Origin of the sequence: Limnohabitans sp. 2KL-3, assembly GCF_001269405.1 — a bacterium.
Taxonomy (GTDB): domain Bacteria; phylum Pseudomonadota; class Gammaproteobacteria; order Burkholderiales; family Burkholderiaceae_C; genus Limnohabitans_A.
The window spans coordinates 72,534-98,202 of record NZ_CXON01000002.1; the positions used below are offsets into that span (position 1 = coordinate 72,534).

General features: G+C 60.1%; 23 protein-coding genes. 17 read left to right on the forward strand and 6 right to left on the reverse strand.

Annotation, left to right across the window (positions count from 1 at the left end; all coding sequences use genetic code 11):
- Positions 1-126: 126 nt before the first annotated feature.
- From AMM41_RS02680 to AMM41_RS22165, 5 genes are all read left to right on the forward strand, one after another.
- Complete coding sequence (locus tag AMM41_RS02680) at positions 127-726, forward strand: nucleotidyltransferase domain-containing protein (RefSeq protein WP_089952793.1); 600 nt, start codon at positions 127-129, stop codon at positions 724-726.
- Positions 695-874: a hypothetical protein gene (locus AMM41_RS02685; protein WP_089952795.1), complete on the forward strand. Its 180-nt coding sequence runs from the start codon at positions 695-697 to the stop codon at positions 872-874. The genes AMM41_RS02680 and AMM41_RS02685 overlap by 32 nt, the downstream gene beginning before the upstream one ends.
- Before the next feature lie 144 nt (positions 875-1,018).
- The gene (locus AMM41_RS02690; RefSeq protein WP_089952798.1) at positions 1,019-1,873 is read left to right on the forward strand and encodes a BRO-N domain-containing protein; all 855 of its coding nucleotides are present in this window, start codon (positions 1,019-1,021) and stop codon (positions 1,871-1,873) included.
- The gene (gene hsdR, locus AMM41_RS02695; protein ID WP_089952800.1) at positions 1,870-4,203 is read left to right on the forward strand and encodes an EcoAI/FtnUII family type I restriction enzme subunit R; all 2,334 of its coding nucleotides are present in this window, start codon (positions 1,870-1,872) and stop codon (positions 4,201-4,203) included. Before AMM41_RS02690 ends, hsdR begins: the two co-directional genes overlap by 4 nt.
- Before the next feature lie 7 nt (positions 4,204-4,210).
- The gene (locus AMM41_RS22165; protein ID WP_089952802.1) at positions 4,211-4,495 is read left to right on the forward strand and encodes a hypothetical protein; all 285 of its coding nucleotides are present in this window, start codon (positions 4,211-4,213) and stop codon (positions 4,493-4,495) included.
- A gap of 10 nt (positions 4,496-4,505) precedes the next feature.
- Here the strand turns inward: AMM41_RS22165 and AMM41_RS02705 are convergent, their stop codons facing one another.
- Positions 4,506-4,694 (reverse strand): DUF3418 domain-containing protein, encoded by a 189-nt coding sequence (locus AMM41_RS02705; RefSeq protein WP_089952804.1) that lies wholly within the window; start codon positions 4,692-4,694, stop codon positions 4,506-4,508.
- 48 nt (positions 4,695-4,742) lie between these two features.
- On the opposite strand from AMM41_RS02705, the gene AMM41_RS02710 reads away from it, so the two are divergent.
- On the forward strand, positions 4,743-5,345 hold the full coding sequence (locus tag AMM41_RS02710; protein ID WP_089952806.1) for a type IV toxin-antitoxin system AbiEi family antitoxin domain-containing protein: 603 nt from the start codon (positions 4,743-4,745) through the stop codon (positions 5,343-5,345).
- Positions 5,342-6,175: a nucleotidyl transferase AbiEii/AbiGii toxin family protein gene (locus AMM41_RS02715; RefSeq protein WP_089952808.1), complete on the forward strand. Its 834-nt coding sequence runs from the start codon at positions 5,342-5,344 to the stop codon at positions 6,173-6,175. Before AMM41_RS02710 ends, AMM41_RS02715 begins: the two co-directional genes overlap by 4 nt.
- 31 nt (positions 6,176-6,206) lie before the next feature.
- On the opposite strand, the gene AMM41_RS02720 is transcribed toward AMM41_RS02715, so the two are convergent.
- Positions 6,207-8,360: a 3-hydroxyacyl-CoA dehydrogenase NAD-binding domain-containing protein gene (locus AMM41_RS02720; protein ID WP_089953563.1), complete on the reverse strand. Its 2,154-nt coding sequence runs from the start codon at positions 8,358-8,360 to the stop codon at positions 6,207-6,209.
- 22 nt (positions 8,361-8,382) lie between these two features.
- Positions 8,383-9,588, reverse strand: coding sequence for an acetyl-CoA C-acetyltransferase (locus tag AMM41_RS02725; RefSeq protein WP_089952810.1), 1,206 nt, complete (start codon positions 9,586-9,588; stop codon positions 8,383-8,385).
- A gap of 120 nt (positions 9,589-9,708) precedes the next feature.
- On the opposite strand from AMM41_RS02725, the gene AMM41_RS02730 reads away from it, so the two are divergent.
- From AMM41_RS02730 to AMM41_RS02770, 9 genes are all read left to right on the forward strand, one after another.
- Entirely contained in the window at positions 9,709-10,872 is a 1,164-nt protein-coding gene (locus AMM41_RS02730; protein ID WP_089952811.1) for an acyl-CoA dehydrogenase family protein, read from the forward strand.
- 113 nt (positions 10,873-10,985) lie between these two features.
- Complete coding sequence (locus tag AMM41_RS02735) at positions 10,986-11,708, forward strand: TetR/AcrR family transcriptional regulator (protein WP_089952814.1); 723 nt, start codon at positions 10,986-10,988, stop codon at positions 11,706-11,708.
- On the forward strand, positions 11,705-12,598 hold the full coding sequence (locus AMM41_RS02740) for an SDR family oxidoreductase (protein WP_089952816.1): 894 nt from the start codon (positions 11,705-11,707) through the stop codon (positions 12,596-12,598). Before AMM41_RS02735 ends, AMM41_RS02740 begins: the two co-directional genes overlap by 4 nt.
- Positions 12,595-14,205, forward strand: coding sequence for an acyl-CoA carboxylase subunit beta (locus AMM41_RS02745; RefSeq protein ID WP_194944585.1), 1,611 nt, complete (start codon positions 12,595-12,597; stop codon positions 14,203-14,205). Before AMM41_RS02740 ends, AMM41_RS02745 begins: the two co-directional genes overlap by 4 nt.
- A gap of 10 nt (positions 14,206-14,215) precedes the next feature.
- Complete coding sequence (locus AMM41_RS02750) at positions 14,216-15,355, forward strand: DNA alkylation repair protein (protein ID WP_194944586.1); 1,140 nt, start codon at positions 14,216-14,218, stop codon at positions 15,353-15,355.
- Between the two features lie 22 nt (positions 15,356-15,377).
- On the forward strand, positions 15,378-16,550 hold the full coding sequence (locus tag AMM41_RS02755) for an acyl-CoA dehydrogenase family protein (protein WP_089952823.1): 1,173 nt from the start codon (positions 15,378-15,380) through the stop codon (positions 16,548-16,550).
- Positions 16,547-17,353 (forward strand): enoyl-CoA hydratase/isomerase family protein, encoded by an 807-nt coding sequence (locus tag AMM41_RS02760; protein ID WP_089952825.1) that lies wholly within the window; start codon positions 16,547-16,549, stop codon positions 17,351-17,353. The genes AMM41_RS02755 and AMM41_RS02760 overlap by 4 nt, the downstream gene beginning before the upstream one ends.
- Positions 17,350-19,332 (forward strand): ATP-binding protein, encoded by a 1,983-nt coding sequence (locus AMM41_RS02765; RefSeq protein WP_089952827.1) that lies wholly within the window; start codon positions 17,350-17,352, stop codon positions 19,330-19,332. The genes AMM41_RS02760 and AMM41_RS02765 overlap by 4 nt, the downstream gene beginning before the upstream one ends.
- Complete coding sequence (locus tag AMM41_RS02770) at positions 19,329-20,498, forward strand: acyl-CoA dehydrogenase family protein (RefSeq protein WP_089953566.1); 1,170 nt, start codon at positions 19,329-19,331, stop codon at positions 20,496-20,498. Before AMM41_RS02765 ends, AMM41_RS02770 begins: the two co-directional genes overlap by 4 nt.
- 119 nt (positions 20,499-20,617) lie before the next feature.
- Here AMM41_RS02770 and AMM41_RS02775 read toward each other — a convergent pair whose 3' ends face one another.
- Positions 20,618-21,634, reverse strand: coding sequence for an acyltransferase family protein (locus AMM41_RS02775; RefSeq protein ID WP_194944587.1), 1,017 nt, complete (start codon positions 21,632-21,634; stop codon positions 20,618-20,620).
- Between the two features lie 278 nt (positions 21,635-21,912).
- The gene (locus AMM41_RS02780; RefSeq protein ID WP_089952831.1) at positions 21,913-23,139 is read right to left on the reverse strand and encodes an MFS transporter; all 1,227 of its coding nucleotides are present in this window, start codon (positions 23,137-23,139) and stop codon (positions 21,913-21,915) included.
- 139 nt (positions 23,140-23,278) lie between these two features.
- Here AMM41_RS02780 and AMM41_RS02785 point away from each other — a divergent pair, with 139 nt between their 5' ends.
- On the forward strand, positions 23,279-24,172 hold the full coding sequence (locus AMM41_RS02785; protein ID WP_089952833.1) for a LysR family transcriptional regulator: 894 nt from the start codon (positions 23,279-23,281) through the stop codon (positions 24,170-24,172).
- A 73-nt stretch (positions 24,173-24,245) separates the two neighbouring features.
- Here AMM41_RS02785 and AMM41_RS02790 read toward each other — a convergent pair whose 3' ends face one another.
- The gene (locus tag AMM41_RS02790; RefSeq protein ID WP_089952835.1) at positions 24,246-25,193 is read right to left on the reverse strand and encodes a TerC family protein; all 948 of its coding nucleotides are present in this window, start codon (positions 25,191-25,193) and stop codon (positions 24,246-24,248) included.
- Positions 25,194-25,669: the final 476 nt, after the last annotated feature.

The following is a 25,669-nucleotide window of genomic DNA, read 5'->3' on the forward strand; positions in this document are numbered from 1 at the left end:
ACCCCCTGCTGCACCAAGCCTTCAGCGGACAGCTTTGAACACGGCGTCTCTGGGGTCAAACTCTGTTGTTGAATTGACTACGATGATGTATATTCGACAACATCGTTGTCAATTCAACATCAAACCATGAACGAAGCCCAGCTCATCGAGGTTTTTGGCGGTCAAGCCCGATTCAAAGTGCTGCAAGCACTGTTTGCCGAACCGGGTCGGGGCTTTGGTCCGCGTGAGCTGGCTGCAGCCTCAAGCATCGACCCCGGCAACACGGCGCGGCTGCTCAAGCGCTGGACAGAGGCGGGCCTGGTACAGCGCCGCCAGCAAGATGGCCTGCCCCGCTATTACGCCAGTACAGACCCGCAGCTGGCACCACTGGTGACCCTCATGCAGCAAGACAGCGCGCTGGTCCGCACGCTGCGTGAAACCCTTGAGAAACTGGATGGGATCGAGGTGGCCTTGGTGTTTGGCTCAGTGGCCCGGGGCCAAGCCACCGCCAACAGCGATGTCGATGTGCTGATACTGGGTGCAGCTTCTGAACTCAAGGTCAACGCCGCACTCAGGCCTGCAGGTCGCCAATTGGGCCGAAAGGTGCACGCCACTGCGTGTACGATAGAAGAATTCAAAAAACAGGTGATAGACCGTGAAAGCTTTGCCCAAGAAGTCGTCCAAAGCCCTCGCATCCCGCTGATTGGACATTTTGATGCTGCGATCTTTTCAGCGCCTGGCCAGTGAACCAGATGCCCCCGTCAAACAGCAAGCGACCAACGCCAAGGACGCAGTGGCCTGGCTCCAGAGTGCGCAGGTCAAGTTGACGGATGCTCAACAAACCAGCGTGTCATCCGGCACCCGCATGGACGCGGACGGATGGCTTCAACCATGAACGAAGCCGAAACCTGCGCCGAATACATCGACCCCGGTCGGAGCGACTGCGAAACGCGCGCAACATGCAGCTATCGGTTGGGTGCCCCTATAGAGGATGTCCTCTATATGGTCCTAATCAGCATAAGCATTTGAGGGCTGGGTCATGAACATTTCAGCAGCGCAATTCGACGGCAAAGACATTCGTCGCGTTTATGACGAAGCCAGTGAAACGTGGTGGTTCTCGGTGGTAGACGTCGTGCAGGTTCTGACTGATAGCAGCAACGCTCGTCGCTACTGGTCGGATCTCAAGCGCAAACTGGCACAAGAAGCGGGTTCCGAGCAACTGTACGAGAAAATCGTACAGTTGAAATTGGCCTCAACAGACGGGCGTTTGCGTGAAACAGACTGTGCAGAAGCAACTACGCTGCTTCGCTTGGTGCAGTCCATCCCAAGTCCCAAAGCAGAACCCATCAAACTCTGGCTCGCTAAGGTGGGCTACGAGCGTATGCAGGAAATGGCCGACCCCGCCCTGTCGCTCAACCGCGCCCGCGAGACGTGGCAACAGCATGGCCGCAGCGACAAGTGGATTCAGCAGCGCATGACGGGACAGGAAACCCGCAACAAACTGACCGACTATTGGCGCGAACACGATGTAAAAAGCGGCGACGAATTCGCTTTTCTCACCAACATCATTCACCAAGAGTGGTCGGGCGTGAGTGTCAAAGAACACAAGAACATCAAGGGCCTGAAAACCCACAACCTGCGCGACCACATGAGTGAGGCCGAACTGATCTTCACAGCCTTGGCTGAACTCTCAACCCGACAAGTGGCGGAAACGCAGCAAGCCACGGGCTTACAAGAGAACAAAGGGGCTGCAGTGGTGGGTGGGCGCATTGCCAAACAGGCACGCCAACAGCTGGAGCAGAAAACAGGCCGGTCTGTGGTGACAGGAGACAACTATCTGACACCACCCGCCAAGCGCAAAGCCATTGCTGCCAAAAAGAATTCAAGCAAATGAACGAAGCCGAAACCCGCGCTGAACACATCGACCCGGCCCTGGCCGCCGCAGGCTGGGGCCAGGTGGATGGCAGCCGCGTTTTGCGGGAGCACAACATCACGGCGGGCAGACTTCAAGGCGCGGGCAAGCGGGCGCGGGCAGACATTGCCGACTATGTTCTGGTGTACCGCAACACCAAGTTGGCCGTGGTGGAGGCCAAGTCTTGGGCCAAGCCGCTGACCGAGGGCGTGGGCCAGGCCAAGAGCTACGCGGCCAAGCTGTCGATTCGCCACACCTACGCCACCAACGGCCAAGGCATTTACGGCATCGACATGCACACGGGGGCCGAAGGCGAAGTGGCTCGCTACCCCACGCCTGACGAGCTGTGGGACATGGCTTTTGGCGAGAGCGAAGCGCAAGCTGCCGCCTGGCGCAAACGCTTTGCCGCCGTGCCGCTCGAAGACAAAGGCGGCACCTGGATGGGCCGCTATTACCAAGAGAGCGCCATCACCCGCGTGCTGGAGGCGATGGCCAACGGCAAAGACCGTGTGCTGCTGACGCTGGCCACAGGCACGGGCAAGACCTTCATCGCGTTTCAGCTTGCATGGAAACTGTTTCACAGCCGCTGGAACCTCAAGGACTGGAAAGACGGCACAGAGCCCAGCCGCCGCCCACGCATCTTGTTTTTGGCAGACCGCAACATCTTGGCCGATCAGGCGTTCACCGCGTTCTCGCCCTTCCCCGAAGATGCGGTGGTGCGCATCGACCCCAGCGACATCAAGAAGAAAGGCCGCGTGCCCAAGAACGGCAGCGTGTTCTTCACGATCTTCCAGACCTTCATGAGCGGGCCGGGGGAGACCCCCTACTTTGGCGAATACCCACCGGACTTCTTTGACTTCATCATCATCGACGAGTGCCACCGGGGCGGCGCGAATGACGAAGGCAGCTGGCGGGCCATCCTTGAATACTTCAGCCCCGCCGTGCAGCTGGGCCTGACGGCCACACCCAAGCGCACGATCAACGCGGACACCTATGGTTATTTTGGTGACCCGGTTTACACCTACTCGCTCAAGGACGGCATCAACGATGGTTTTTTGACGCCGTTTCGCGTCAAGCAGATCGTGACCACGCTGGACGACTACGTCTACACCGCCGACGACATGGTGCTGGACGGCGAAGTGCAGCAAGGCAAGCGCTACGAAGAAAAAGACTTCAACCGCAGCATCGAGATCAAAGAGCGCGAGGCCTACCGCGTCAAGCTGTTCATGGACAGCATCGACCAGCGCGAAAAGAGCATTGTGTTTTGCGCCACCCAGCAACACGCCCTGTTGGTACGCGACCTGATCAACCAGATGAAAACCAGCACCGCGCCCGACTACTGCGTGCGCGTGACGGCCAACGACGGCAAGCTGGGTGAGCAGCACCTGAGCCAGTTTCAGGACAACGAAAAATCGCTGCCCACCATCCTGACCACGTCGCAAAAACTCTCCACAGGCGTGGACGCCCGCAACGTGCGCAACATCGTGCTGATGCGGCCTGTGAATTCGATGATCGAGTTCAAGCAAATCATCGGGCGCGGCACGCGCCTGTATGACGGCAAAGACTACTTCACGATTTATGACTTTGTGAAGGCGCACCACCTGTTCAGCGACCCGGAATGGGACGGCGAACCCGTGGAGCCCGAACCGCCGACCGAACAGCCTTTGCCCCCGAGCTGGCAACCGCAAGACCCGACCGAGCCACCCAAGGTGCGCGAGCCGGGCGAAGAGCGCCCGGCCAAACTGGTGGTCAAACTGGCCGATGGCAAAACCCGCACCATTCAGCACATCACCTCCACCAGCTACTGGGGGCCAGACGGCAAGCCGCTGTCACCCGCGCAGTTTTTGGAAAGCCTGTTTGGCGCCCTGCCTGAATTTTTCAAAAACGAAGACGAACTGCGCACCCTGTGGGCCGACCCGACCACGCGCAAAGCGCTACTGGGCGGCCTGGAGGGCATTGGCTTTGGCCGCGACCCACTGCGCGAAATGCAACGCATCATCGAAGCCGAAAAAAGCGATCTCTTCGACGTGCTGGCATATGTGGCCTTTGCCCTGCCCACCGAGACCCGAGCCACCCGTGCAGATCGCGCCAAGGCGCACAACGCAGTGACGTATGGGGAAAAGCAACAAGCCTTCTTGGCCTTTGTGCTCGACCAATATGTGACTCAAGGCGTAGACCAACTCGACGCCGACAAACTCACCCCGTTGCTCAAGCTGCGCTACAACGCGCTGAATGACGCGATGGCGGAATTGGGGGATGCGGTGCAGGTCAGGCAGGCGTTTGTGGGGATGCAGCGGTATTTATATACGTGAGGATTTGATGATCAGCTTGAAAAATTTGGAATTTGTCCTACTTCTTTTGGCCAACATCGGAACCATTCTTTCACTTTTGCCCTACGCAGCACTTGAGTTCAGTGTAGAAAAAGTTGTGGATCGCGCTGGAACGTTGCACAACGTCGACACAAAAAAGTATCGCTCATGGAGCAAAACTGGTCGATCTCGCACTGTCGTTGACTTTGTTATGCGACATCAATCAGTGTTCTATTTAATCACCGTCATCGGGCTAGCCGGTCAAGTGTTACTTGCACTTTTCAAGAGCAACTAAATTGAAGGCCTCAATGATTCAACTGCCCCCAAGCCTTCTTCAGCCGCTTGATGCTAAAGGGCTGCGGGGTGCGCAGCTCTTGCGCGAAGAAGCTCACACACAGTTCTTCCAGTAGCCAGCGGAACTCCAGCATGCGGGCGTCTTGGGCGCTCTGCGTTTGGCCGCCAATCAGGTCATGAGTCGACTTGAAATATTGCATATTGCTGGTATTTATTGACAACTACCAACTTTATGAAATAATTTAGCCATGTCACCAACCCCAGCCTCCCTCGCAGCTCTTGCCCAAGGCAAGGCACTGCTGCGGCCCAGTGATGCCGTGGCACAGGGTCGCTCGCGTCTGTATCTTGCGCAACTGGCCCGCCGGGGGCTGATTCTCAAGCTCAGTCGGGGGCTGTATGCACTGCCCCAGCGCCAAGCCTCCGAGTTCGCTGGCTTGGCCGAAGTGGCGAGCAAACGCCCGCAAGTGTTGGTGTGTTTGCTGTCTGCACTGGCTTTTCACGGACTGACGACGCAAGCACCCTTTGAGGTGTGGGTGGCTGTGGACAACAAAGCCCGCGCACCACAGCTGAATTACCCGCCCCTGCGCGTCGCGCGTTTCAGTGGCTCAGCGCTGACCGAGGGCGTGGCGCTACACGACATTGAAGGCGTTTCAGTCAAAGTGACGTGCGTGGCCAAAACCATCGCGGACTGCTTCAAGTTCCGAAACAAAATCGGCCTGGACGTGGCACTGGAAGCGCTGAAAGAAGCATGGCACGCCAAGCGGGTCACGATGGATGAGCTTTGGCACTTCGGGCAGATTTGCCGCGTGCAAAACGTGATGCGGCCTTACCTGGAAGGGCTGACTGCATGATCAACAAGCCTGCGTCGGTCAGGGCCAGACTGCTCAACAAGGCCAAAGCCGACCAGCTGGATTTCTCGCTGGTTTTGACCCGTTACGGCTTGGAGCGTCTGCTTTACCGTTTGAGTGTTTCATCCAACAAAGACCATTTTTTGCTCAAGGGCGCATTGCTGTTTGACATGTGGTTCGATGTTCCGCATCGGCCCACCCGTGACATTGACCTGCTGGGTTTTGGATTGGCAGAAGAACCCGTTGTGCATGAGGTGTTTCGCGAAATTTGCGGTATTGAATGCGATGACGCCATTGTGTTTGACTCAGGCAGCATTCAAGTCACCGAGATTCGCAAGGATGCCAACTACTCGGGGTTGCGCGTCACACTGCAAGGTCAGCTCGACGGTGCACGCTGCCCGGTGCAAATCGACATTGGCTATGGTGATGCCGTCACACCAGCGCCGGAGCTGGCCGACTATCCGGTGATGCTGGCGGACCTGCCTGCGCCCAGGATCAGGGTCTATCCGCGTTACACCGTGGTGGCCGAGAAGTTCGAAGCCATCGTTTCGTTGGGCATGGCCAACACCCGCCTCAAGGACTACTTTGATCTGTGGGTCTTACTCTCGACCCAAGCGCTCGATCCTGAAATGATGCAAACGGCCATCGCGGCCACGCTTGAACGGCGTCAAACACCCATGCCGACATCGACGCCCATTGGTTTTTCACCAGTCTTTGGTCACGATCCGCAGAAAAGCAAGCAATGGCATGCCTTCCTTCAAAAGAACCAGCTTCAGGCGCCACCGCTCAATTCGGTCATTGAACTGTTGCGCGAAAAGCTGGTTTCCAGATAGCCACAACCATGTTTTGACTGGCATCCAGCCTTCAATACACCGGCTGGTGCTGCTTCAAACTCGCGATCACTTCCGCCGTCAGCGCAAAGCCCGCCCCATACAACGCCGCCAGTTCAGCACAACGCTTGGCAAACGCATCCACCCCCTGGCCATAGATGAATTGCAGCGCCCCACCCGTCCAAGCCGGAAAGCCGATGCCGAAGATCGAGCCGATGTTGCCGTCGTGCACCGAGGTCAGCACGCCTTCTTGCAGGCAGCGGGCGGTCTCCACGGCTTGGCGGTACAGCAGGCGGTCTTTGATGTCTTGCTGGCTGTAGGCCACGTCGGCTTTTTCAAAGCGGGTTTTGAGTTCAGGCCACAGCACTTTTTTCTGGCCAGCGGGGTAGTCGTAAAAACCACCGCCTGCGGCGCGGCCGGGGCGTTGGAGTTCTTTGACCATGCGCTCAACCAACAGCTCGCCGGGCGTGGTGGTGTGGGTTTTGCCTTCTTTCGCAAAGTCTTCGCGGGTTTGGTCCAGCACATGCACCGACAGCGACAGCGCCGTTTCGTCCAGCACCGCCAACGGGCCGACGGGCATGCCCACTTGCATGGCCAGGTTCTCGATCACGGGGGCAGGAATGCCCTCGCCCAGCATGGCCGCGCCTTCCATGACAAAGGTGCCGAAGGTGCGGCTGGTGTAAAACCCGCGCGAGTCGTTCACCACAATCGGCAGCTTGCCCAGCGCCTGCACGTAGTCGTATGCGCGGGCAATCGTCTCGTCGTCGGTCTGTGCACCGCGAATGATCTCCACCAGCTGCATCTTGTCGACGGGGCTGAAGAAGTGGATGCCCACGAATTTCTCGGGCTTGGCGCTGGCGGTGGCCAGGCCGCTGATGGGCAAGGTGGAGGTGTTGCTGGCAAAGAAACCGCCTTCGGCCAACATAGGCTCGGCCTCTTGCGTGACACGGGCTTTGAGTTCGCGGTTTTCAAACACGGCTTCGATGATCAGGTCGCAACCCTTCATGTCTGCGGCGCTGGCCGTGGGCTGGATCAATGACAACAAAGCCGCTTGTTTATCCGCAGTCATGCGGCCTTTGTCCACGCGCTTTTGCGTGAGCTTGTGGCTGTAGGCCTTGCCTTTTTCTGCGGCTTCTTGGCTCACGTCTTTGAGCACCGTGGTAATGCCCCGGCTGGCTTGTGAATACGCAATGCCCGAGCCCATCATGCCCGCGCCCAAGATGCCTACTTTTTGCGGCTTGTAGCGCGGTGCAGCCTTGGGGCGGCTTTGGCCGCCCTTGATGCTGTTCATGTTGAAGAAGAAGGTGTTGATCATGTTGCGCGCCACCTGGCTGGTCATCAAACCTGCGAGGTAACGGCTTTCGATGCGCATGGCGGTGTCAAAGTCCACCATCGCGCCTTCGACCATGGCGGCCAGCGCCGCTTCGGGTGCGGGGTACAGACCGCGTGTTTTTTGTTTGAGCACTGCAGGGGCCACGCTCAGCATGCCCGCGATCTTGGGGTTGCTCGGCGTGCCGCCGGGCATTTTGTAGTCCTTGCGGTCCCACAGGTGTTGGGCCGCTTCGGGTTGGCCTTGGGCTGCCGCAATGTGCGCCAGAGCGCGGGGGCGTAGCTGGTCGTCGCTGGCCACAATCTCGTGCACCAGGCCCAGCTTTTGCGCTTCTTCAGGGCCAAAGAGCTTGCTCTCCAGCACATAGGGCTGCGCGGCCAGCAGGCCCAGCTGGCGCGTCATTTTGGTGATGCCGCCGCCACCGGGAATCAAGCCCAGCGTGACTTCGGGCAGACCAAACTGCGTTTTGGGGTTGGCGGTGGCGATACGGTGGTGGCCAATCAGCGCCACTTCCCAGCCGCCGCCCAGCGCCGTGCCGTTGAGGCAGCTGACCACGGGCACACCCAAAGTTTCGATGGTGCGAAAAGCTTTCTTGATGCCTTCGATCTCGACAAAGACACGCGGGCCGTCCGAGGCTTGCGAGCGCATGACGCCCTTGAGGTCGGCCCCTGCAAAAAAGGTGGACTTGGCCGAGGCCAGGATGATCCCTTTTAAAGATGCCTTGTCTTTGGCCACCTGCTCAGCCGCCTGAGTCAGGTCAGCCTGCCATTGCAGGCACATGGTGTTGACCGGCGAGCCCTGCTCGTCAAAGGTGATGGTGGCGATGCCGTCCGCCAGTTCATAGCGCAGTGTTTTCAAAATCATGATGGTGTCTCCCCAATCAAACGCGTTCAACGATGGTGGCGATGCCCATGCCGCCGCCCACACACAAAGTGGCCAAACCGTAGCGCAGTTGGCGGCGGTGCAGCTCGTCGATCAGGATGCCCAAAATCATCGCACCCGTGGCCCCGAGCGGATGGCCCATGGCGATCGCGCCACCGTTCACGTTCACTTTGTCGTGCGACACACCCATCTCTTGCATGAACTTCATCGGCACAGCGGCAAAGGCTTCGTTCACCTCGAACAAATCAATCTGGTCAATCGTCAGGCCCGCCTTGTCCAGCGCCTTGCGGGCCGCTGGCATGGGGCCAGTGAGCATGATGGTCGGATCGGCCCCCGACAAGGCCACCGACACGATGCGCGCACGCGGCGTGAGGCCGTGGGTTTTGCCTGCGGCTTCCGAGCCAATCAGCACCGCCGCTGCGCCGTCCACTATGCCCGACGAGTTGCCTGCGTGGTGCACATGGTGGATGCGCTCGACTTGCGGGTAACGCTGCAAGGCCACCGCATCAAAGCCCATCGCGCCCAGTTGCTCAAAAGAGGCTTTCAGGCCGCCCAGCGTTTCCACCGTGGTGCTGGGTTTGATGAATTCGTCTTGCGCCAGGATGACCTGGCCGAGCTTGTCTTTGACGGGCACCACCGAGCCATCGAAGTAACCCGCCGCACGCGCTGCCGTGGCGCGCTTTTGCGATTCGACCGCAAAGGCGTCCACATCGTGGCGGCTGAAGCCACTCATGGTGGCGATCAAGTCGGCGCCAATGCCTTGGGGCACAAACAGCGTGGCGCTGTTGGTTTCGGGGTCTTGCGCCCAAGCGCCGCCGTCGGAGCCAATTGGCACGCGGCTCATGCTTTCCAGGCCACCGGCCACGACCAGGTCTTCCCAGCCACTGCGCACTTTCATGGCGGCCATGTTGACCGCCTCCAGGCCCGAGGCGCAAAAGCGGTTGAGCTGCACGCCCGAACAGCGCCAGTCCCAGCCTGCGGCCAGGGCTGCCACTTTGGGGATGACCGAGCCTTGCTCGCCAATGGGCGAGACCACGCCCATGACCACATCGTCCACCGCAGCGGTGTCGAACTGGTTGCGGCTTTGCAGCTCGCGCAGCACGCCGCTCAAAAGACTGATGGGCTTGACCTCGTGCAGGCTGCCGTCTTTTTTGCCTTTGCCACGCGGGGTGCGTATGGCGTCGTAAACAAATGCTTCGCTCATGAATGTCTCCTGGGGGTCATCAAGGGGTTTGCCCTGAGTTGTGGGTTTCAGCAATCAGTATAGACTTTTACCAAGCAACCGCTTTGTATAAATAAAACCCCAAGTCCTGAAGGTGACACCATGATCGAACGCACTCTCTTTACCCCCGACCACGAAGCCTTTCGCGACAGCTTTCGCCGCTTCATGGACAAGGAAATCGCTCCCCACCACGAGGCCTGGGAAGAGCAGGGCTACGTAGACCGCGCCGTGTGGGACAAGGCCGGTGAAAACGGCTTTTTGTGCATGACCCTGCCCGAGGCCTATGGCGGCTCAGACGCGGACAAGCTCTATTCGGTGGTGCAAATGGAGGAACTCGCACGCGCCGGTTTCAGTGGCATTGGTTACGGCCTGCACAGCGAGATCGTGGCCCCTTACATCTTGCATTACGGCACCGAAGCGCAAAAGCAAAAGTACCTGCCCAAGCTGGCCAGCGGCGAGATGGTGGGTGCGATTGCCATGAGCGAACCCGCAGCGGGCTCGGACCTCCAGGGCGTCAAAACCACGGCCATGCTGCAGCCCGATGGCACTTACCTGATCAACGGCAGCAAGACCTTCATCACGAACGGCTGGCATGCCGACTTGGTGATTTTGGTGGCCAAAACCGACCCAGCAGCCGGGGCCAAGGGCACCAGCTTGTTCCTCATTGAGCGCGGCATGCCGGGCTTTGAAAAAGGCAAGCGCCTCAAAAAGCTGGGCCTCAAAGCGCAAGACACGTCCGAACTGTTTTTTGACAACGTGAAGGTCAGCGTCGACCAGTTGCTGGGTGGCACGGCCATGCAGGGCAAGGGCTTCATTTGCCTGATGGAACAGCTGCCTTGGGAGCGCCTGCAGATTGCGATTGGCGGCATCGCGGCGGCGCAAGCAGCCATCGACTGGACAGTGCAGTACGTGAAAGACCGCAAGGTGTTTGGCCAGGCCGTGGGCAACTACCAAAACACCCGCTACACCCTGGCCGAGTTGCAGACCGAGGTGCAGGTGGCGCGTGTGTTTGTGGACAAGTGCAGCGAATTGCTGCTGCAAGACAAACTCGACACGGCGACTGCCAGCATGGCCAAGTACTGGTGCTCGGATTTGCAGTGCAAGGTGATGGACGAGTGTGTGCAGCTGCATGGCGGCTACGGCTACATGTGGGAATACCCGATCACCCGCGCCTATGCCGATGCGCGTGTGCAACGCATTTATGGCGGCACCAACGAGATCATGAAAGAAGTGATCTCGCGCAGCATGGGTTTGGCGGGGCGCTGAATGCCCGCCATCCCTGCCAACTTTTGGGAGCAAAGTGCTCTGTGGGAACAATGCTCTCTGTGGGAACAAAGTGCTCTGTGGGAGCGACGCCCTCGTCGCGAAGGTTTTCTGCCATGACCGAACTGGCCGAGCCCAAACGCGCACGCGGCCGCCCCCGCAAGACCGAGGACGAGCGCGACGATGGCAATCGGCGCCAAGCGCTCATCTCGGCGGCGGCGAAGCTGTTTCACCGCAAGGGTTACGACGCCACCAGCACCCGCGAGATCGCGGCGCAAGTGGGCATGCAGCCGGGCTCGCCGTTTTATCACTTCGGCAACAAACAAGACCTGTTGTTGGCGGTGATGGTGGAAGGCATGAAGCAAGCCAGCCAACGGCAAACGGCAGCTTGTGCGGGTCTGGCCGATGACTTGCCCCCTCGCGCACAACTGCGAGCCCTGATCCGCAATCAGTTCGATGTGCTGCTGGGACCGGACAGCGACTTCATCCCGGTGATGCTTTACGAATGGCGCTCGCTGAGCGCCGAACAGCGCCAAACCATCACGAAAATCAAAGACGACTACGAAGCCGCCTGGACGCCCGTGTTGCAAGCGCTGCATGACAGCGGGCAACTGCAAGCCCCCGTGGGTTTGGCCCGGCTGATGATTTTTGGCGCTTTGAACTGGGCGGTGCAGTGGTACCAGCCAACCGGCCAGAACTTGACGCCAACTGGGGCCAAGCACTCGGTTAAACGCTCAAACCAAACAGCGGCGAAAGCGCCAGCACCCAGTGCCCCACGCGCCTCCCTGGACGATTTGACCGAGGCCGCCCTGGCCTTGTTTTTGAGAGACCCCGCATGAAACCCGCCACACCTTACCAATCCGTCTTTGCGCCCGGCATGCTCCAAGGGCAGGTCATCCTGGTCACCGGTGGCGGCTCAGGCATTGGCCGCTGCACCGCGCACGAACTGGCCAGCTTGGGCGCACACGTCGTTTTGGTGGGCCGCAACCCCGACAAGCTGAGCGCCACAGCGCAAGAGATCACGGGTGACGGCGGCCAGGCGAGCTGGCACAGCTGCGACATCCGGCGCGAGGACGATGTCAAAGCCCTGGTCGCGCAGGTGGTGCAGCAGCACGGGCGCATTCACGGCTTGGTCAACAACGCGGGCGGGCAATACATCTCGCCCTTGGCCAAGACCAGTGCCAAAGGCTGGCAAGCCGTCATCGACACCAACCTCACCGGTGGCTTTTTGGTGGCGCGTGAGTGCTTCAACCAGAGCATGCAAGCGCACGGCGGCGCGGTGGTCAATATCGTGGCCGACATGTGGGGCTCGATGCCGGGCATGGGCCACAGCGGCGCAGCGCGGGCGGGCATGGTCAGCTTTACAGAGACCGCCGCGCTCGAATGGGCGGCACAGGGCGTGCGTGTGAATGCCGTTGCCCCGGGCTACATCGCCAGCAGCGGCATGGACCACTACCCGCCCGAGGCTGGGCCCATGCTGCGCGAAATGCGCAACACGGTGCCACAAGGCCGCTTTGGCACCGAGGCCGAGACCTCGGCCGCGATTGTGTTTTTGCTCTCACCCGCCGCCAGCTTCATCAGCGGCACCGTGCTGCGTGTGGACGGTGCCCGCCCCCAGATGCGCATGGGCTGGCAGCAAGCTGTGGCCACACCCGATGTGCAACAACGCGATGCCGTCAAACCCTTTGACGGCTTTCACCGCGCCGTCACCCCCAAGGTATTCCAATGAATTTCGAATCCACCTGGAACCCGCACAGCCCTGTGGCGCAGCAAAGGCGTGAAGCTGCGCTGGCCCGCCTGGCGCAGTGGCAAGCCTTGCAAGAGCGGGCCGCAAAGGCCTCGGCCCAGTCCAAACCCGTGTTTGACAAACGCGGGCAGTTGCTGCCGCGTGAGCGCGTGGCCTTGCTGCTGGACCCTGGCGCACCTTTCTTGCCGCTGTGCGCGCTGGCGGGCTTCATGCAAGACACACCCGATCCGGCCAAGTCGGTGCCCGGCGGCGGCATGATCGCGGGCATTGGCTTCATCAGTGGTGTGCGCTGTATGGTGGTGGCGAGCGACTCGGGCATCGAGGCCGGGGCCATCCAGGCGCGGGGCCTGGAAAAGATTTTGCGCGTGCAAGAACTTGCGCTCGAAAACAAACTGCCTTTTGTGCACCTGGTCGAAAGCGCCGGGGCCAACCTGATGCAGTACAAGGTCGAGGGCTTTGTACTGGGCGGCAGCCTGTTCCGCAACCTGGCACGCATGTCAGCGGCGGGCTTGCCGGTGCTCACGGTGCAACACGGCTCAGGCACCGCAGGCGGGGCTTACATGCCGGGGCTGAGTGACACGGTGATCATGGTGCGCGGCAGGTCGCGGGCCTTTCTGGCCGGGCCGCCTTTGCTCAAAGCCGCCACAGGCGAAGTGGCCACCGAAGAAGAACTGGGCGGCGCCGAGATGCACACCAGCGTGTCAGGCTTGGGCGAGTACCTGTGCGAAGACGACCGCCACGCGCTGGGCACCGCCCGCGATGTGGTGGCGCGTTGGGACTGGGCTGCACACACCACACACCGGCAAGCCAAGCCCCCGCGCTTAGACGCCGAAGAACTGCTGGGCCTGATGCCCGCCCACCACCGCGAACCCATCGACATGCGCGAAGTCATCTTGCGGCTGGTGGACGACTCGGATTTTCTGGAATTCAAACCTTTGTTCGGTGCGGCCACCGTGTGCGCACAGGCGCGCATCGGCGGGCATGCGGTGGGCATCATCAGCAACAACGGACCGATTGATGTGGCCGGGGCCAATAAGGCCACGCACTTCATCCAGTGGATGTGCCAGCTGGGCCACCCCATCGTTTATTTGCAAAACACCACCGGCTACATGGTGGGCAAAGACAGCGAACAAGGCGGCATGATCAAACACGGCTCCAAGATGATCCAGGCCGTGACCAGCGCCACCGTGCCGCAGATCACCATCCAGTGCGGGGCCTCGTTTGGCGCGGGCAACTACGGCATGTGTGGGCGGGGTTATGCACCACGCTTTTTGTTCAGCTGGCCCGGGGCCAAAACAGCGGTGATGGGCGGCGAGCAAGCCGCCCGCACCATGCAGATCGTGGCCGAAGCCGGCATGGCCCGCAAAGGCATCACGCCCGACCCCGAGAAAATGCAGGCCCAGTTCGACAAAATCGTGGCCCTGTTTGAAGCGCAGGCCGACGCCTTCTACACCAGTGGCTTGGTGCTCGACGACGGTGTGATCGACCCGCGCGACACCCGCAGCGTGCTGAGCTTTTGCCTCGACACCTGTGCCGAGAGTGCAGCACGCCAACCCCGCGCCAGCACGTTTGGCGTGGCGCGCATGTGAAGGCCCTGTCATGGCCACCGATTTGAAGCAGATGCTCTCGCTGGACGCTGCCCACCAGTTGGGTGAGCAGCTGGCTGCAGCCGGGGCCACAGTGCATCGGGGCCAATGGCAAAAGGCCATGGGGGCCGACTTTGAGGCACTGGGTCTGATGGACCGTGGCCGCCGCCTGGCCCAAGTGATGGCGATATTTTTGCCGCCTGACTTTGTAGAGGCCGCCCCTTTGCTGGTGGGTGCCATGGGTCACCCCATGGGGCTGGACAAACACGGCGAGCCCACCGCCAGTGGCGATGTGCCCAGCAGCTTCTTTTATCTGCCGCACAGCATGTACATCGCCAGCCATGGCCTGCAGCATCTGCCCGAAGCCCTGCACGCTCAACACGCCCTGACCCAGCGCTTCACCGCCGAATTCAGTCTGCGTCCGTTTTTGCAGCAACACACCCAGGCCACCTTGGCCCATCTGGCGCAGTGGGTTCATGATGACAGTGCGCATGTGCGCCGCGCCGTCAGTGAAGCCACACGCCCACGCTTGCCTTGGGCCGCGCGTTTGCCCGATTTTTTGCGTGACCCCACGCCGGTGCTGCCTTTGTTGGCCCGCTTGCGCGACGACCCCTCGGCGTATGTGCGCCGCTCGGTGGCCAACCACCTGAACGACATCGGCAAAGACCACCCGGAGCTGCTCACTGGCTTGGCCCGCCAATGGCTGGACGATGCACCAGTGCCTGCCATGCGGCAAAGCTTGTTGCGCCATGCGCTGCGCACCGCCATCAAACGGGGTGATGCGCAGGCCCTGGCCTTGTTTGGCCACGGGCAAGTGAGCCCCTTGCAGGTTCAAAGCGCGAGCATCACACCGCCCACAGCCCGCATTGGCGACAGCGTGACTTTGCGCTGCCAATTGCACAACCCCACGGCACAGACGGCCAGCGCCTTGGCCGATTGGCGGGTGTTTTACGTCAAGGCCAACGGCACGCTCAGCCCCAAGGTTTTCAAAGGCAGCACCGTGCAGATTGATGCTCACGGCCATGGCGTGCTCGAAAAAACACTGTCGCTGCGCCAAATGAGCACCCGCACCCACCACCCGGGCCGCCACACCGTCGAGATCGTCCTCAATGGACACGCGCACAGCATTGGCCAATTCGATCTGCACCCCTGAACCCACCCCACGGAGACACACCATGCAATACACCCACGAACACCGCGAAATCCAGAACACGCTCAAGCGCTTCATCGAAGCCGAGATCAACCCCCATGTGGACGAGTGGGAAGCGGCCGAGATCTTTCCTGCGCATGAGGTCTTCAAGAAAATGGGCAACTTGGGCCTCTTGGGCCTGACCAAGCCCGAAGCCTTTGGCGGTGCGGGCTTGGATTATTCATACAGCATGGCCATGGCCGAGGCACTGGGGCACATCGACTGCGGCGGCATCCCCATGGCCATTGGCGTACAGACCGACATGGCCACACCCGCCTTGGCGCGTTTTGGCAGTGACGAATTGCGTGCCCAATTTTTGGCCCCGGCGATTGCGGGCGACATGGTGGGCTGCATTGGCGTGAGCGAGCCGGGTGCGGGCAGCGATGTGGCGGGCATCAAAACCGTGGCCCGCAAGGACGGCGACGACTACGTGATCAGCGGGCAAAAAATGTGGATCACCAACAGCCTTCAGGCCGACTGGATGTGCATGCTGGTCAACACGGGGGAAGGCCCGATCCATAAAAACAAGAGTCTCGTCATGGTGCCCATGCGCGAGAACGGCAAGCTGCTGCCCGGCATCGAGGTGGGCAAAAAGATCAAAAAGATCGGCATGAACAGCAGCGACACGGGCTTGATTTATTTCGACGAAGTGCGCGTACCCCAGCGCTACCGCATCGGGGCCGAGGGCCAGGGCTTCATCTACCAGATGCAGCAGTTTCAGGAAGAGCGCCTGTGGTGCGCAGCCAGCACGCTGCAGTCGCTCACCAACTGCATCCAGTGGACGGTGGAGTGGGCGCAAGAGCGCAAGCTGTTTGGCAGCACCTTGGCTGACCAGCAGTGGGTGCAGTTCAAGCTGGCCGAACTCAAAGCCGATGTGGAGTGTCTGCGCGCCCTGACCTACCAAGCCTGCGAACACTACATCGCGGGCGAAGACGTGACCGAGTGGGCCACCATGGCCAAGCTCAAAGCGGGCCGTTTGAACCGCACCGTGCCCGACACCTGCTTGCAGTTCTGGGGCGGCATGGGCTTCACCTGGGAGAATAAGGTCTCGCGCATGTACCGCGATGGGCGTCTGGCCTCGATCGGTGGCGGGGCGGACGAGGTGATGTTGGGCATCCTGGCCAAGATGATGGGCATTGCCAAGCGGCCTCAGAAATGAGCAGCACTTTGTTGATCGAACGCCAGGGCGCAGTCGAGACCTGGACGCTGAACGACCCGGCCACCCGCAACGCCTTGAGCGATGCGGTGGTGGACGGCATGCTGCAAGCCTGCACTCGGGCTGCAGCGGACCCCACACTGCGCATCGTGGTGCTGACCGGCGCAGGTGGTGCTTTTTGTGCGGGCGGCAGTTTGGGCGGGTTTGCCAGCCTGATCGGCCAACCCCTGCAAGACGGACAAACCGACCCGCTGCTGGCCATGAACCGGGGATTCGGTGACCTGCTGTATGCCCTTTGCGCCCTGCCCCAACTCTTGGTGTGCCGGGTCGATGGTGCGGCCATGGGCGGCGGTTTTGGCCTGGTGTGCTGTGCCGACCATGTGGTGGCCACAAAACGTTCGGTGCTGGGCACGCCCGAAGTCACGCTGGGCTTGCCGCCTGCGCAGATCGCACCTTTTGTGTGGCAACGTTTGGGCGAGAGTGCGGCACGCCAGTGTCTGTTGCAAGGCCTGAGTTACAACGCGGATCAAGCAATGCAAGTGGGGCTGGTCAACGAGGTGATTGAAGAGGACAGCGATGCAGCCTGGCAACAAACACTGACGCGCATGATGCGCGCTGCGCCCGGCGCGGTGGCCAGCACCAAACAACTGCTGCGCAGCTTGCGCAGCCCTGTGCCCGACTTGCGCGATGCCGCTGCACACGCTTTTGCTCAAGGCTTGCGCAGCGCCGAAGCCGCGCAAGGACTGGCCTCGTTTGCACGCAAAAAGCCTGCGCCCTGGACACTTTCTGGCAAGGAGCCTGCATGACATCGACCTTGCCCACACAAGTCACCCGCCTGCTGATCGCCAACCGGGGCGAAATCGCCCGCCGCGTGATCCGCACCGCCCGCCCGATGGGCATCCAGACGGTGGCCGTTTATTCAGATACCGACCGCGATGCCTTGCATGTGCACGAAGCCGATACCTCGTTCGCCTTGGGCGGGACGCTCTCGGCCGATTCGTATTTGCGCATCGACAAACTGCTGTCAGCAGCGCAAGCCACCGGGGCTGACGCTGTGCACCCGGGCTATGGCTTTTTGAGCGAGAACGCCGAATTTGCCCAAGCGGTCATCGATGCGGGCCTGACCTGGGTCGGGCCACCGCCCGGGGCCATCCGCGCCCTGGGCAGCAAGTCGGCCGCCAAAGCACTGGCCCTGCAGCACGGTGTACCTTGCTTGCCGGGCTACTTTGGCGCGGACCAGAGCGATGCCACCTTCACCGCACAAGCAGAGCAGCTGGGCTTGCCGCTCATGGTGAAAGCCGTGGCCGGGGGTGGCGGGCGCGGCATGCGCCTGGTCACCGACATGGCGCAACTGCTGCCCGCCTTGCACAGCGCCCGCTCCGAAGCGCTGGCCGGTTTTGGCAACGGCGACTTGCTGATGGAACGCGCCTTGCTGCGCCCCCGCCACATCGAGGTGCAGATCATGGCCGATGCCCAAGGCCACTGCATCCACTTGGGTGAGCGCGATTGCTCGGTGCAGCGTCGTCACCAAAAGATCATCGAAGAATCGCCCAGCCCGGCGGTGAGCGCTGCGCTGCGCAAGGAACTCGGGCAAGCGGCCATTGCCCTCGCACAATCGGCGGGCTACGTGGGCGCGGGCACGGTGGAGTTTTTGCTGGACGAGGCACAGGCCGACAAACCTTTCTATTTGATGGAGATGAACACCCGGCTGCAGGTAGAGCACCCGGTGACCGAGATGCTCACGGGGCTCGACTTGGTCGAGTGGCAGCTGCGCATCGCACGCGGTGAAGCGCTGCCCCTGGCGCAAGCCGATGTGCGCCTGCAAGGCCACGCCATCGAGGTGCGGCTGTGCGCCGAAGACGAGCACTTCACCCCGCAAACCGGCACGGTGCAAGCCTTTGCAGCGCCTGAGGGCTTGCGCTTTGACCATGCGCTGCACGCGGGCGCAGTCGTGACGCCCAACTACGACGCCATGCTGGGCAAGCTGATTGCCCACGCGCCCACCCGCGCTGAAGCCATCGACCGCCTGCGCACGGGCTTGGACCAGACCGCTGTGCTGGGCCTGCCCACCAACCGCGCCTTTTTGGCTGCGTGCTTGCAGCACCCGATGTTCCGTGCGGGTGAAGCCTTGATCCCTTTCCTGGCCGAACAGGCCGATGCGGTGCGCCAAAGCTTGCAAGCCACGAACGAAGCCCGCACCGTGGCAGCGCTGGCCGTGCTGTATGCCAACCAAGCCCCTGCAAACGCCATGCCCAACCCCTTCACGCGACCGGTGCGCTTGGGGCTGGGCGCAGACACCCTCACGCTGAACTTGCAGGAACTGGGCCAAGGCCGTGTGCGCATACAAACAGGCGAGGCCACACACGAAGCCAGAATTCAGCATATCGCCGAACAGCTGCACATCGACTTGAACGGCAGCCGCTGGCACGCCCGCGCCGTGGCATGCCGAGGCACCACCAACGCTGTGCAGTGGCATGTTCAGCTGCAAGGCCCCGAATGTTTTGAGCTGTGGCTCACCGACCAAAGCCACAGCGCGCCCAGCACAGGCGCCAGCGCCCAAGCCGCGCAGTCTTTGCGCGCTCCCTTCAACGGCAAGCTGATCGCGCTGCATCTGCAAGAAGGCCAATCGGTCCAACAAGGTGATGCCGTGCTGGTGATCGAGTCGATGAAGCTTGAACACATTTTGTGTGCTCCCCGCGATGCGGTGGTGCACAGCATTTCGGCCAGCGTAGGCCAACAAGTGAGCCCCGGCCAGGTGCTGGTGCAATGGAAGGACGCTGCATGAGCACCGCTGGATTCACCACCGATTTCACCACCGAAGATCTGCAAAGCCTGCAGGCCACGGTGGAGCGCTTTGCCCGTCAGGCCATCGCCCCGCAGGTGCCCGCTTGGGAAGAAGCCGGTCAGTTTGACCGATCGCTTTACACCCAGGCCGCACAACTGGGCCTGCTGGGCCTGGGCTACCCCGAGCATTTGGGCGGCACACCCGCACCCTGGCGTGCGCGCAACCTGCTGTCGCAAACCCTGGCGCGATACGGCGGTAGCGGCGGCGTGATGGCCAGCCTGTTTTCGCTCAACATTGGTTTGCCGCCGGTCATGGCGCATGGCAGCGCCGAGCTACAAGCCGAAGTCGTGCCCCCCGTGCTGCGTGGCGAGCGCATCGCGGCGCTGGCCATCACCGAGCCCGGCGGCGGCTCGGACGTGGCCGGCCTGCGCACCACCGCACGCGCAGACGGCGCGGACTACGTGATCGACGGCGAAAAAGTCTTCATCACCTCGGGCCTGCGCGCCGACTGGATCACGCTGGCCGTGCGCACCCACCCGGCCAGCAAAGGGGCCAGCGGCATCTCGATGGTGGTGGTGCCCGGCGACACACCCGGCATCTCGCGCACACGCCTGCACAAAATGGGCTGGCACAGCTCGGACACGGCGCAGCTGCGTTTTGACGGCGTGCGCGTGCCCCAGCATTACCGGCTGGGTGACGAAGGCGCGGGCTTCAAGATGATCATGGGCAACTTCAACGGCGAGCGCCTGGCCATGTCGGCCATGGCGCTGGGTTTTGCTGAGGCTTGTTTTGACGAAGCGCTGGACTGGGCACGCCAGCGCCAGACCTTTGGCGCGGCCTTGATCGAGCGGCAAGCGATCCGCCACAAACTGATGGACATGCAAATGCGCATCTCCTCCACCCAAGCCTGGGTGGATGCCGTGACGCAGCAAGCCGATGCGGGCCAGACCGGTGCCGAGTGGGTGGCCCAGGTGTGCCTGCTCAAAAACCACGCCACCCAAACCATGCAGTTTTGCGCCGATGCCGCCGTGCAACTGCTGGGCGGCATGGGCTACATGCGCGGCACGGTGAGCGAGCGGGTTTACCGCGAAGTGAAAGTGATGATGATCGGCGGCGGTGCCGAAGAGATCATGAAAGAGCTGGCGGCCAAGCAGTTGGGGATTTAAACCGCGTGTCCGAGGCCGGGGGACTCGCCTTATTGGATCCAGTGAAGGGCGCGTTCCACGCCCCATCGCCCACAGGGTGGGCTCCTACAAGAGTCTTCCCCTTGCCACCGCGCAGGACCTCATGCTGGGGATCGAGGCAACAGCGCTTTGAGTTTCAAACAAGGTTTTTCGACCGCATACCAGCTGAGCAAACCGGCCAGCACCGAACTGCAAAACACCAGCAGCACCAGTGCGGCCAGGTTCATTTCTGGAAAGTACCAGAGCCATATTTTGTTCAATGGCCAAGCGTAAAGGTACACGCCATAAGAAATGTCAGGCCAACGATGAAACCCTAAAACAGTGGGGCCGGACTTGGCAAAGTGCAAGATGGCGTAGCCGCCCAACAGGCACAAGGCTGGCTGCGCCGTCATCGGAAAAAACAACAGCACAGCCATCAGCAAAAGACCCCAGCCAGCCAAAGAAGAACGCCAAGGCAATGCGTTTTCATACAAGTAAAAACACCCGCCATACGCAAACGCCATGAGCAAGCGAATCGTCAAATCAGAGGGCAGATTGGCCCATCCAGAGCGGTTGATGACGTGCACCACTGTGCAAAAAATGGCCAAGGCCAGCCACACGTTTCTCTTTTTCAAGCCCCCCAGCAAGCCAAACACCAAGGCGATGAAATAGCACTTGAATTCATAAGAGATCGACCACATCGACCCATTGACTGCCGCGTAGTGGCTGCCCGCAAACACCTCCGGAATGGCCGGCTGCTTGAGGAACAACAAGGATTTGAGGTAGTCGCCCATTTTGAACTGGGCCCAGTAATCGCTGGCACCAAACACAGGCGCTATCAGCAAAGCACACACCAAAGAGGCCGCCACAAAACCCGGGTAAATGCGCAAAATTCGGTGAGTCAAAAACACCGCCACCTGTGGCCGCTCTTGCCAGCTTTTGACAATCAAATAGCCACTGATGAGCAAGAAGCATTGCACCGCCATCTCACCAAAAGAAATCGTGCCAAAAATTTGCGTCAAAACTTCACGGCTTCTGTCACCGTCCTGAAGCTCCGGCGCATGCGACAAGATCACCAGACTGGCAAACAAAAAGCGCAAGGCATTGAAGTTGTTGCTTCTACCGTGGGGATGGCTCATGGCGGGTATGAAAGGGATGCACCTGGGAGCCATGAATTGCCGACTTCATCGACAAGCGCTCCTATGCATCAAAATTATTTAAATGTTATTTTTTATTTTATTTTAAATAATTAAATTTTTTTAACTTTCACTTGGCCAAAAAAATGAAAGTTAGGCGCTTGCCACAGAGTGGAAGCACCCCAACATGTGCGTGAGCCTCGCCCTCAAAACCACGATGAGGGCTCGCTCTCTCAATCTCTCGCATCTCAAGCGAGCGATTCGACCTCAAGCCACTTGGATCACGCCAATCTGGGTTGCCCAGGTGGCAGTTCGGCCTTCAAAGCAAAGGCCATTTGCACCATGCCAGCCAACAAACCCACACACACGCCGACTTGCACGGCGCGGTTGTAAGAGCCCATGGCATCGAATACCAGACCACCACCCAATGCGCCCATGAAACTGCCCACTTGGTGACTCATGAAAGCGATCCCCCCCAGCATGGCTTGCCATTTCAAGCCGAAAGTTTCGCCAATGTAACCCGTGACCAAGGGAGCCACACCCAGCCACAGGAAACCCATGATGGCGGCAAAAACCAAGGTGTTTTCCGGCGTGGGCACCGCCAAAAAATACCATGCCAGTCCCATGGATCGCAGCACATAAATGCCGCCCAACAACAAGAGCTTGTTGTAACGCCCGCCAGCCCATCCAAAAAACAGACTGCCCAAAACGTTGAAGCCACCAATCATGCCCAAGGCTTGGGCGCTGAGCATGGGGTCCAGGCCACACAGGTCAAGGTAAGAAGGCAGGTGCGTGGTTAAAAAAACCAATTGCATGCCGCACACAAAATAGGCCACCGTCATGACTGCAAACGGCGGGTGCTTGAGCGCAAACACCGCCATGTCCCGGGCATTGTCTTTTTCTCCTGCGGGCGATGGCGGCACAGGCAAGGCATCAACTCGACCCGCAAACCATGCGGCCGGCAAAATGATCAAGGCCAACACCACAAACCCGGCCACCCCAACGCGCCAGCCATGGGCTTGCGCGAGCATTTGCCCCATGGGGGCCGCCATCAAAGCGCCCAGTGACCCGGCCGCCGAGACGATGCCCAACACCGTGCTGCGCAAGGCAGGCGAGACCGGACGCGAGGCCACAGCCATGGCGATGGCCGAACCATTGCACGCCATGGCAGCGCCAATGGCGAGCCCTGCCCCAAAGGTCACCCCCCAAAGACCTTGTGCCATCCAAAGCGTGCCCATGCCTGTGACGTACAAGGCCGCCCCCGCCATCATCAACGGTCGGTAACCTATGCGCACCGCCAAGGCCCCGGCAAAGGGCTGCAAAAAACCCCAAGCCAGGTTTTGCACCGCAATGGCCAAGGTGAACTGCGAGACCGAAATCCCCAAGTCTTTGGTCAAGGCCGGCATGAAGACCCCCAGACTTTGGCGCAGACCCATGCTGACAGACAGCATCAGCGCCGCGCCAAGCAAAATGGGAAGGGCCGGGCGAAGTGCGCTCAGGAGGTTCATGGAATGGCCTGTGAAAGTTCAATTGGCAATTTAACCGTTCACAGTCCACTTGCTTGGCTTTTGTGCGACAGGTGCAGTGGCCTGTGAATGTGCATGAAAAAACTGATAATCATTCGATCAAACCCCTGATTCATCGACCATGAGAACCACCTTCAACTACAAGCATCTGTACTATTTTTGGGTGGTCGCCAAGGAAGGGGGCATCACCCGAGCGGCCGACAAGCTGGACATGGCGGTGCAAACCGTCAGTGCCCAGGTGCGCGAGCTCGAGCGCTCTTTGGGTTACGCCTTGCTTAAACCCGCTGGCCGAGGATTGGTACTGACCGATGCAGGCGTGGCCGCCATGCAACAAGCCGACCAAATTTTTCAGCTGGGTGAAAATTTGCCCGCCAAAGTGCGCGATGCGGTGAGTTCCCCCACTGTACGTCTGGCCGTGGGCATTTCAGACGGTTTGCCCAAGCTGGTGGTGCGACGCCTGTTGCAACCCGTTTTGGCAGAACCCCATTTGCGCCTGCTGTGCCATGAAGGCGAGTTTGACGAACTCTTGGGCGACTTGGCGCTGCACCGACTGGATGTGGTGCTGTCAGACCGTCCAGCCCCAAGCAACGCCAACATCAAGCTCTACAACCATGCGCTGGGCTCATCGGCAGTGTCTTGGTACGGCAGTGCAGCACTCGTCAAATCGGCTAAAAAGAAGTTTCCAAGCAGCTTGGCCGATGTGCCGGTGCTGCTGCCCACGGGCCACACGGCCGTGCGAACCCGACTGGACCACTGGTTTGAGCACCACAGCGTCACGCCGCGCATTGTGGGTGAGTTTGAAGACAGCGCCTTGCTCAAGACCTTTGGTGAAAGCGGCATGGGCGTTTTTCCAGCGGCCGAATGGGTGCACGACGAATTGTTGGCCCACTACGAGGTGCAGCGCCTGGGGCCTTGTGAGGGCGTCAAAGAAAACTTTTTTGCCATCGGCACCGAAAAGAAAGTGCAACACCCGCTGGTGCAGCGTCTCTTGCAGGCCAGCGTTTCGGCCCATTAAAGCGCCTCAGCGGCAGACGTGAAAAAGCCCCCAGGGCTTGTGACCCTGGAGGCTTGTTCACAAACGCAGCGCGTCAGGTTTTGGCCGAGCGCACACTCAGCAGCATGGTCGCGGCCAGAATGCCCACCACCACACCCAGCGAGACACCCACCGGAATCTTGAACACATCGATCAAGCACATCTTGGTGCCAATGAACACCAGGATCACAGCCAAACCGTAGTTGAGCAAGTGGAACTTGTTGGCCACAGCGGCCAGCAGGAAGTACATGGCACGCAAACCCAAGATGGCGAACACGTTGCTGGTCAAGACAATGAACGGGTCTGAGGTGATCGCAAAAATCGCCGGGATGGAGTCCACCGCAAAGATCACATCGGTCAAGGCGATCAGGCAGATCACCATGAACAGCGGTGTGGCGATCTTCTTGCCGTTTTCCACGGTCCAGAATTTTTCACCATCGTAGTTTTTGCTGACCGGCAACACCTTGCGCAGCAACTTGAGTGCGGGGTTGTCTTCCAGATCAGGCTCTTTGCCTGCAGCCCACCACATCTTCACACCGGTGAGGATCAGGAAAACCCCGAACACATACAGCACCCAGTGGAACTCGGCCAACAACCAGCCCCCCACCAAAATCATCACCGTGCGCAGCACGATGGCACCAATGATGCCGATCATGAGCACACGTTTCTGGAAATTAGTGGGCACCGCAAAGTAGGTGAAGATCATCAGGAAGACAAAAATGTTGTCCACTGCGAGTGATTTTTCAATCAGGTAACCGGTGAGGAACTCCAAGGATTTGGTGTTGGCCATTTCCACCGAACCCGTGGTGTCCTTGATGGCCCACCAAAACAAGCCATTGAACAAAAAGCTCAGCGCGATCCAGATCAGGGACCAGTTCAGTGCCTCTTTGACGCCAATGTCATGGGCACCCTGCTTTTTGAGCACCACAAAATCCACAAACAGCGACACCAACACAATGGCCACAAACGTGGCCCAAAGCCACAGGGGGGCAATGGTTTCCATAAAACACCTCTTTGTTATTAAAGACAATTCATCAGCCAGAAAGTCCGGCCACATGGCGTGAGGATGATTCCTGACGCCGGGTCGCTTGCAACGACTGAAGGACTTTATTTTTACTGAATTATTGGAATTAACATTCCTTAAAAACAAGAGTGTTGCACTGGAATTCAGTGCTGTTTGCGGGCCCTGGCCACGGGCACAGAGGTAGAACATCTGTCGACGGCATGAGTAATTTTTTTCTTCGATCCATCCGGGGGTCTGTGCAAAAAACCATACCGCCTCGCGAATACCTTGTGCAGCACGCTGGGCCAACCCTTCTTTCAATGCCGGATGCAGCCGTGTTGACCATGCACACCCAGCCATTCATCTTGAGATTTTGGCTCTGAGTGACCAGGTCCTTGAGCCAATTTTCTCCAGGTACCAAGGTCACAACAGAAAACGTCCCTGTTGGGGGGTGGTCCAACAACGTGCAGAAATTC

What these genes read in the sequence shown, in the direction of transcription:
- AMM41_RS02680 (WP_089952793.1), top strand. Translation starts at nt 127, where the DNA reads ATGAACGAAGCCCAGCTCATCGAGGTTTTTGGCGGTCAAGCCCGATTC.
- AMM41_RS02685 (WP_089952795.1), top strand. Translation starts at nt 695, where the DNA reads ATGCTGCGATCTTTTCAGCGCCTGGCCAGTGAACCAGATGCCCCCGTC.
- AMM41_RS02690 (WP_089952798.1), top strand. Translation starts at nt 1,019, where the DNA reads ATGAACATTTCAGCAGCGCAATTCGACGGCAAAGACATTCGTCGCGTT.
- hsdR (WP_089952800.1), top strand. Translation starts at nt 1,870, where the DNA reads ATGAACGAAGCCGAAACCCGCGCTGAACACATCGACCCGGCCCTGGCC.
- AMM41_RS22165 (WP_089952802.1), top strand. Translation starts at nt 4,211, where the DNA reads ATGATCAGCTTGAAAAATTTGGAATTTGTCCTACTTCTTTTGGCCAAC.
- AMM41_RS02705 (WP_089952804.1), bottom strand. Translation starts at nt 4,694, where the DNA reads ATGCAATATTTCAAGTCGACTCATGACCTGATTGGCGGCCAAACGCAG.
- AMM41_RS02710 (WP_089952806.1), top strand. Translation starts at nt 4,743, where the DNA reads ATGTCACCAACCCCAGCCTCCCTCGCAGCTCTTGCCCAAGGCAAGGCA.
- AMM41_RS02715 (WP_089952808.1), top strand. Translation starts at nt 5,342, where the DNA reads ATGATCAACAAGCCTGCGTCGGTCAGGGCCAGACTGCTCAACAAGGCC.
- AMM41_RS02725 (WP_089952810.1), bottom strand. Translation starts at nt 9,588, where the DNA reads ATGAGCGAAGCATTTGTTTACGACGCCATACGCACCCCGCGTGGCAAA.
- AMM41_RS02730 (WP_089952811.1), top strand. Translation starts at nt 9,709, where the DNA reads ATGATCGAACGCACTCTCTTTACCCCCGACCACGAAGCCTTTCGCGAC.
- AMM41_RS02735 (WP_089952814.1), top strand. Translation starts at nt 10,986, where the DNA reads ATGACCGAACTGGCCGAGCCCAAACGCGCACGCGGCCGCCCCCGCAAG.
- AMM41_RS02740 (WP_089952816.1), top strand. Translation starts at nt 11,705, where the DNA reads ATGAAACCCGCCACACCTTACCAATCCGTCTTTGCGCCCGGCATGCTC.
- AMM41_RS02745 (WP_194944585.1), top strand. Translation starts at nt 12,595, where the DNA reads ATGAATTTCGAATCCACCTGGAACCCGCACAGCCCTGTGGCGCAGCAA.
- AMM41_RS02750 (WP_194944586.1), top strand. Translation starts at nt 14,216, where the DNA reads ATGGCCACCGATTTGAAGCAGATGCTCTCGCTGGACGCTGCCCACCAG.
- AMM41_RS02755 (WP_089952823.1), top strand. Translation starts at nt 15,378, where the DNA reads ATGCAATACACCCACGAACACCGCGAAATCCAGAACACGCTCAAGCGC.
- AMM41_RS02760 (WP_089952825.1), top strand. Translation starts at nt 16,547, where the DNA reads ATGAGCAGCACTTTGTTGATCGAACGCCAGGGCGCAGTCGAGACCTGG.
- AMM41_RS02765 (WP_089952827.1), top strand. Translation starts at nt 17,350, where the DNA reads ATGACATCGACCTTGCCCACACAAGTCACCCGCCTGCTGATCGCCAAC.
- AMM41_RS02770 (WP_089953566.1), top strand. Translation starts at nt 19,329, where the DNA reads ATGAGCACCGCTGGATTCACCACCGATTTCACCACCGAAGATCTGCAA.
- AMM41_RS02775 (WP_194944587.1), bottom strand. Translation starts at nt 21,634, where the DNA reads ATGAGCCATCCCCACGGTAGAAGCAACAACTTCAATGCCTTGCGCTTT.
- AMM41_RS02780 (WP_089952831.1), bottom strand. Translation starts at nt 23,139, where the DNA reads ATGAACCTCCTGAGCGCACTTCGCCCGGCCCTTCCCATTTTGCTTGGC.
- AMM41_RS02785 (WP_089952833.1), top strand. Translation starts at nt 23,279, where the DNA reads ATGAGAACCACCTTCAACTACAAGCATCTGTACTATTTTTGGGTGGTC.
- AMM41_RS02790 (WP_089952835.1), bottom strand. Translation starts at nt 25,193, where the DNA reads ATGGAAACCATTGCCCCCCTGTGGCTTTGGGCCACGTTTGTGGCCATT.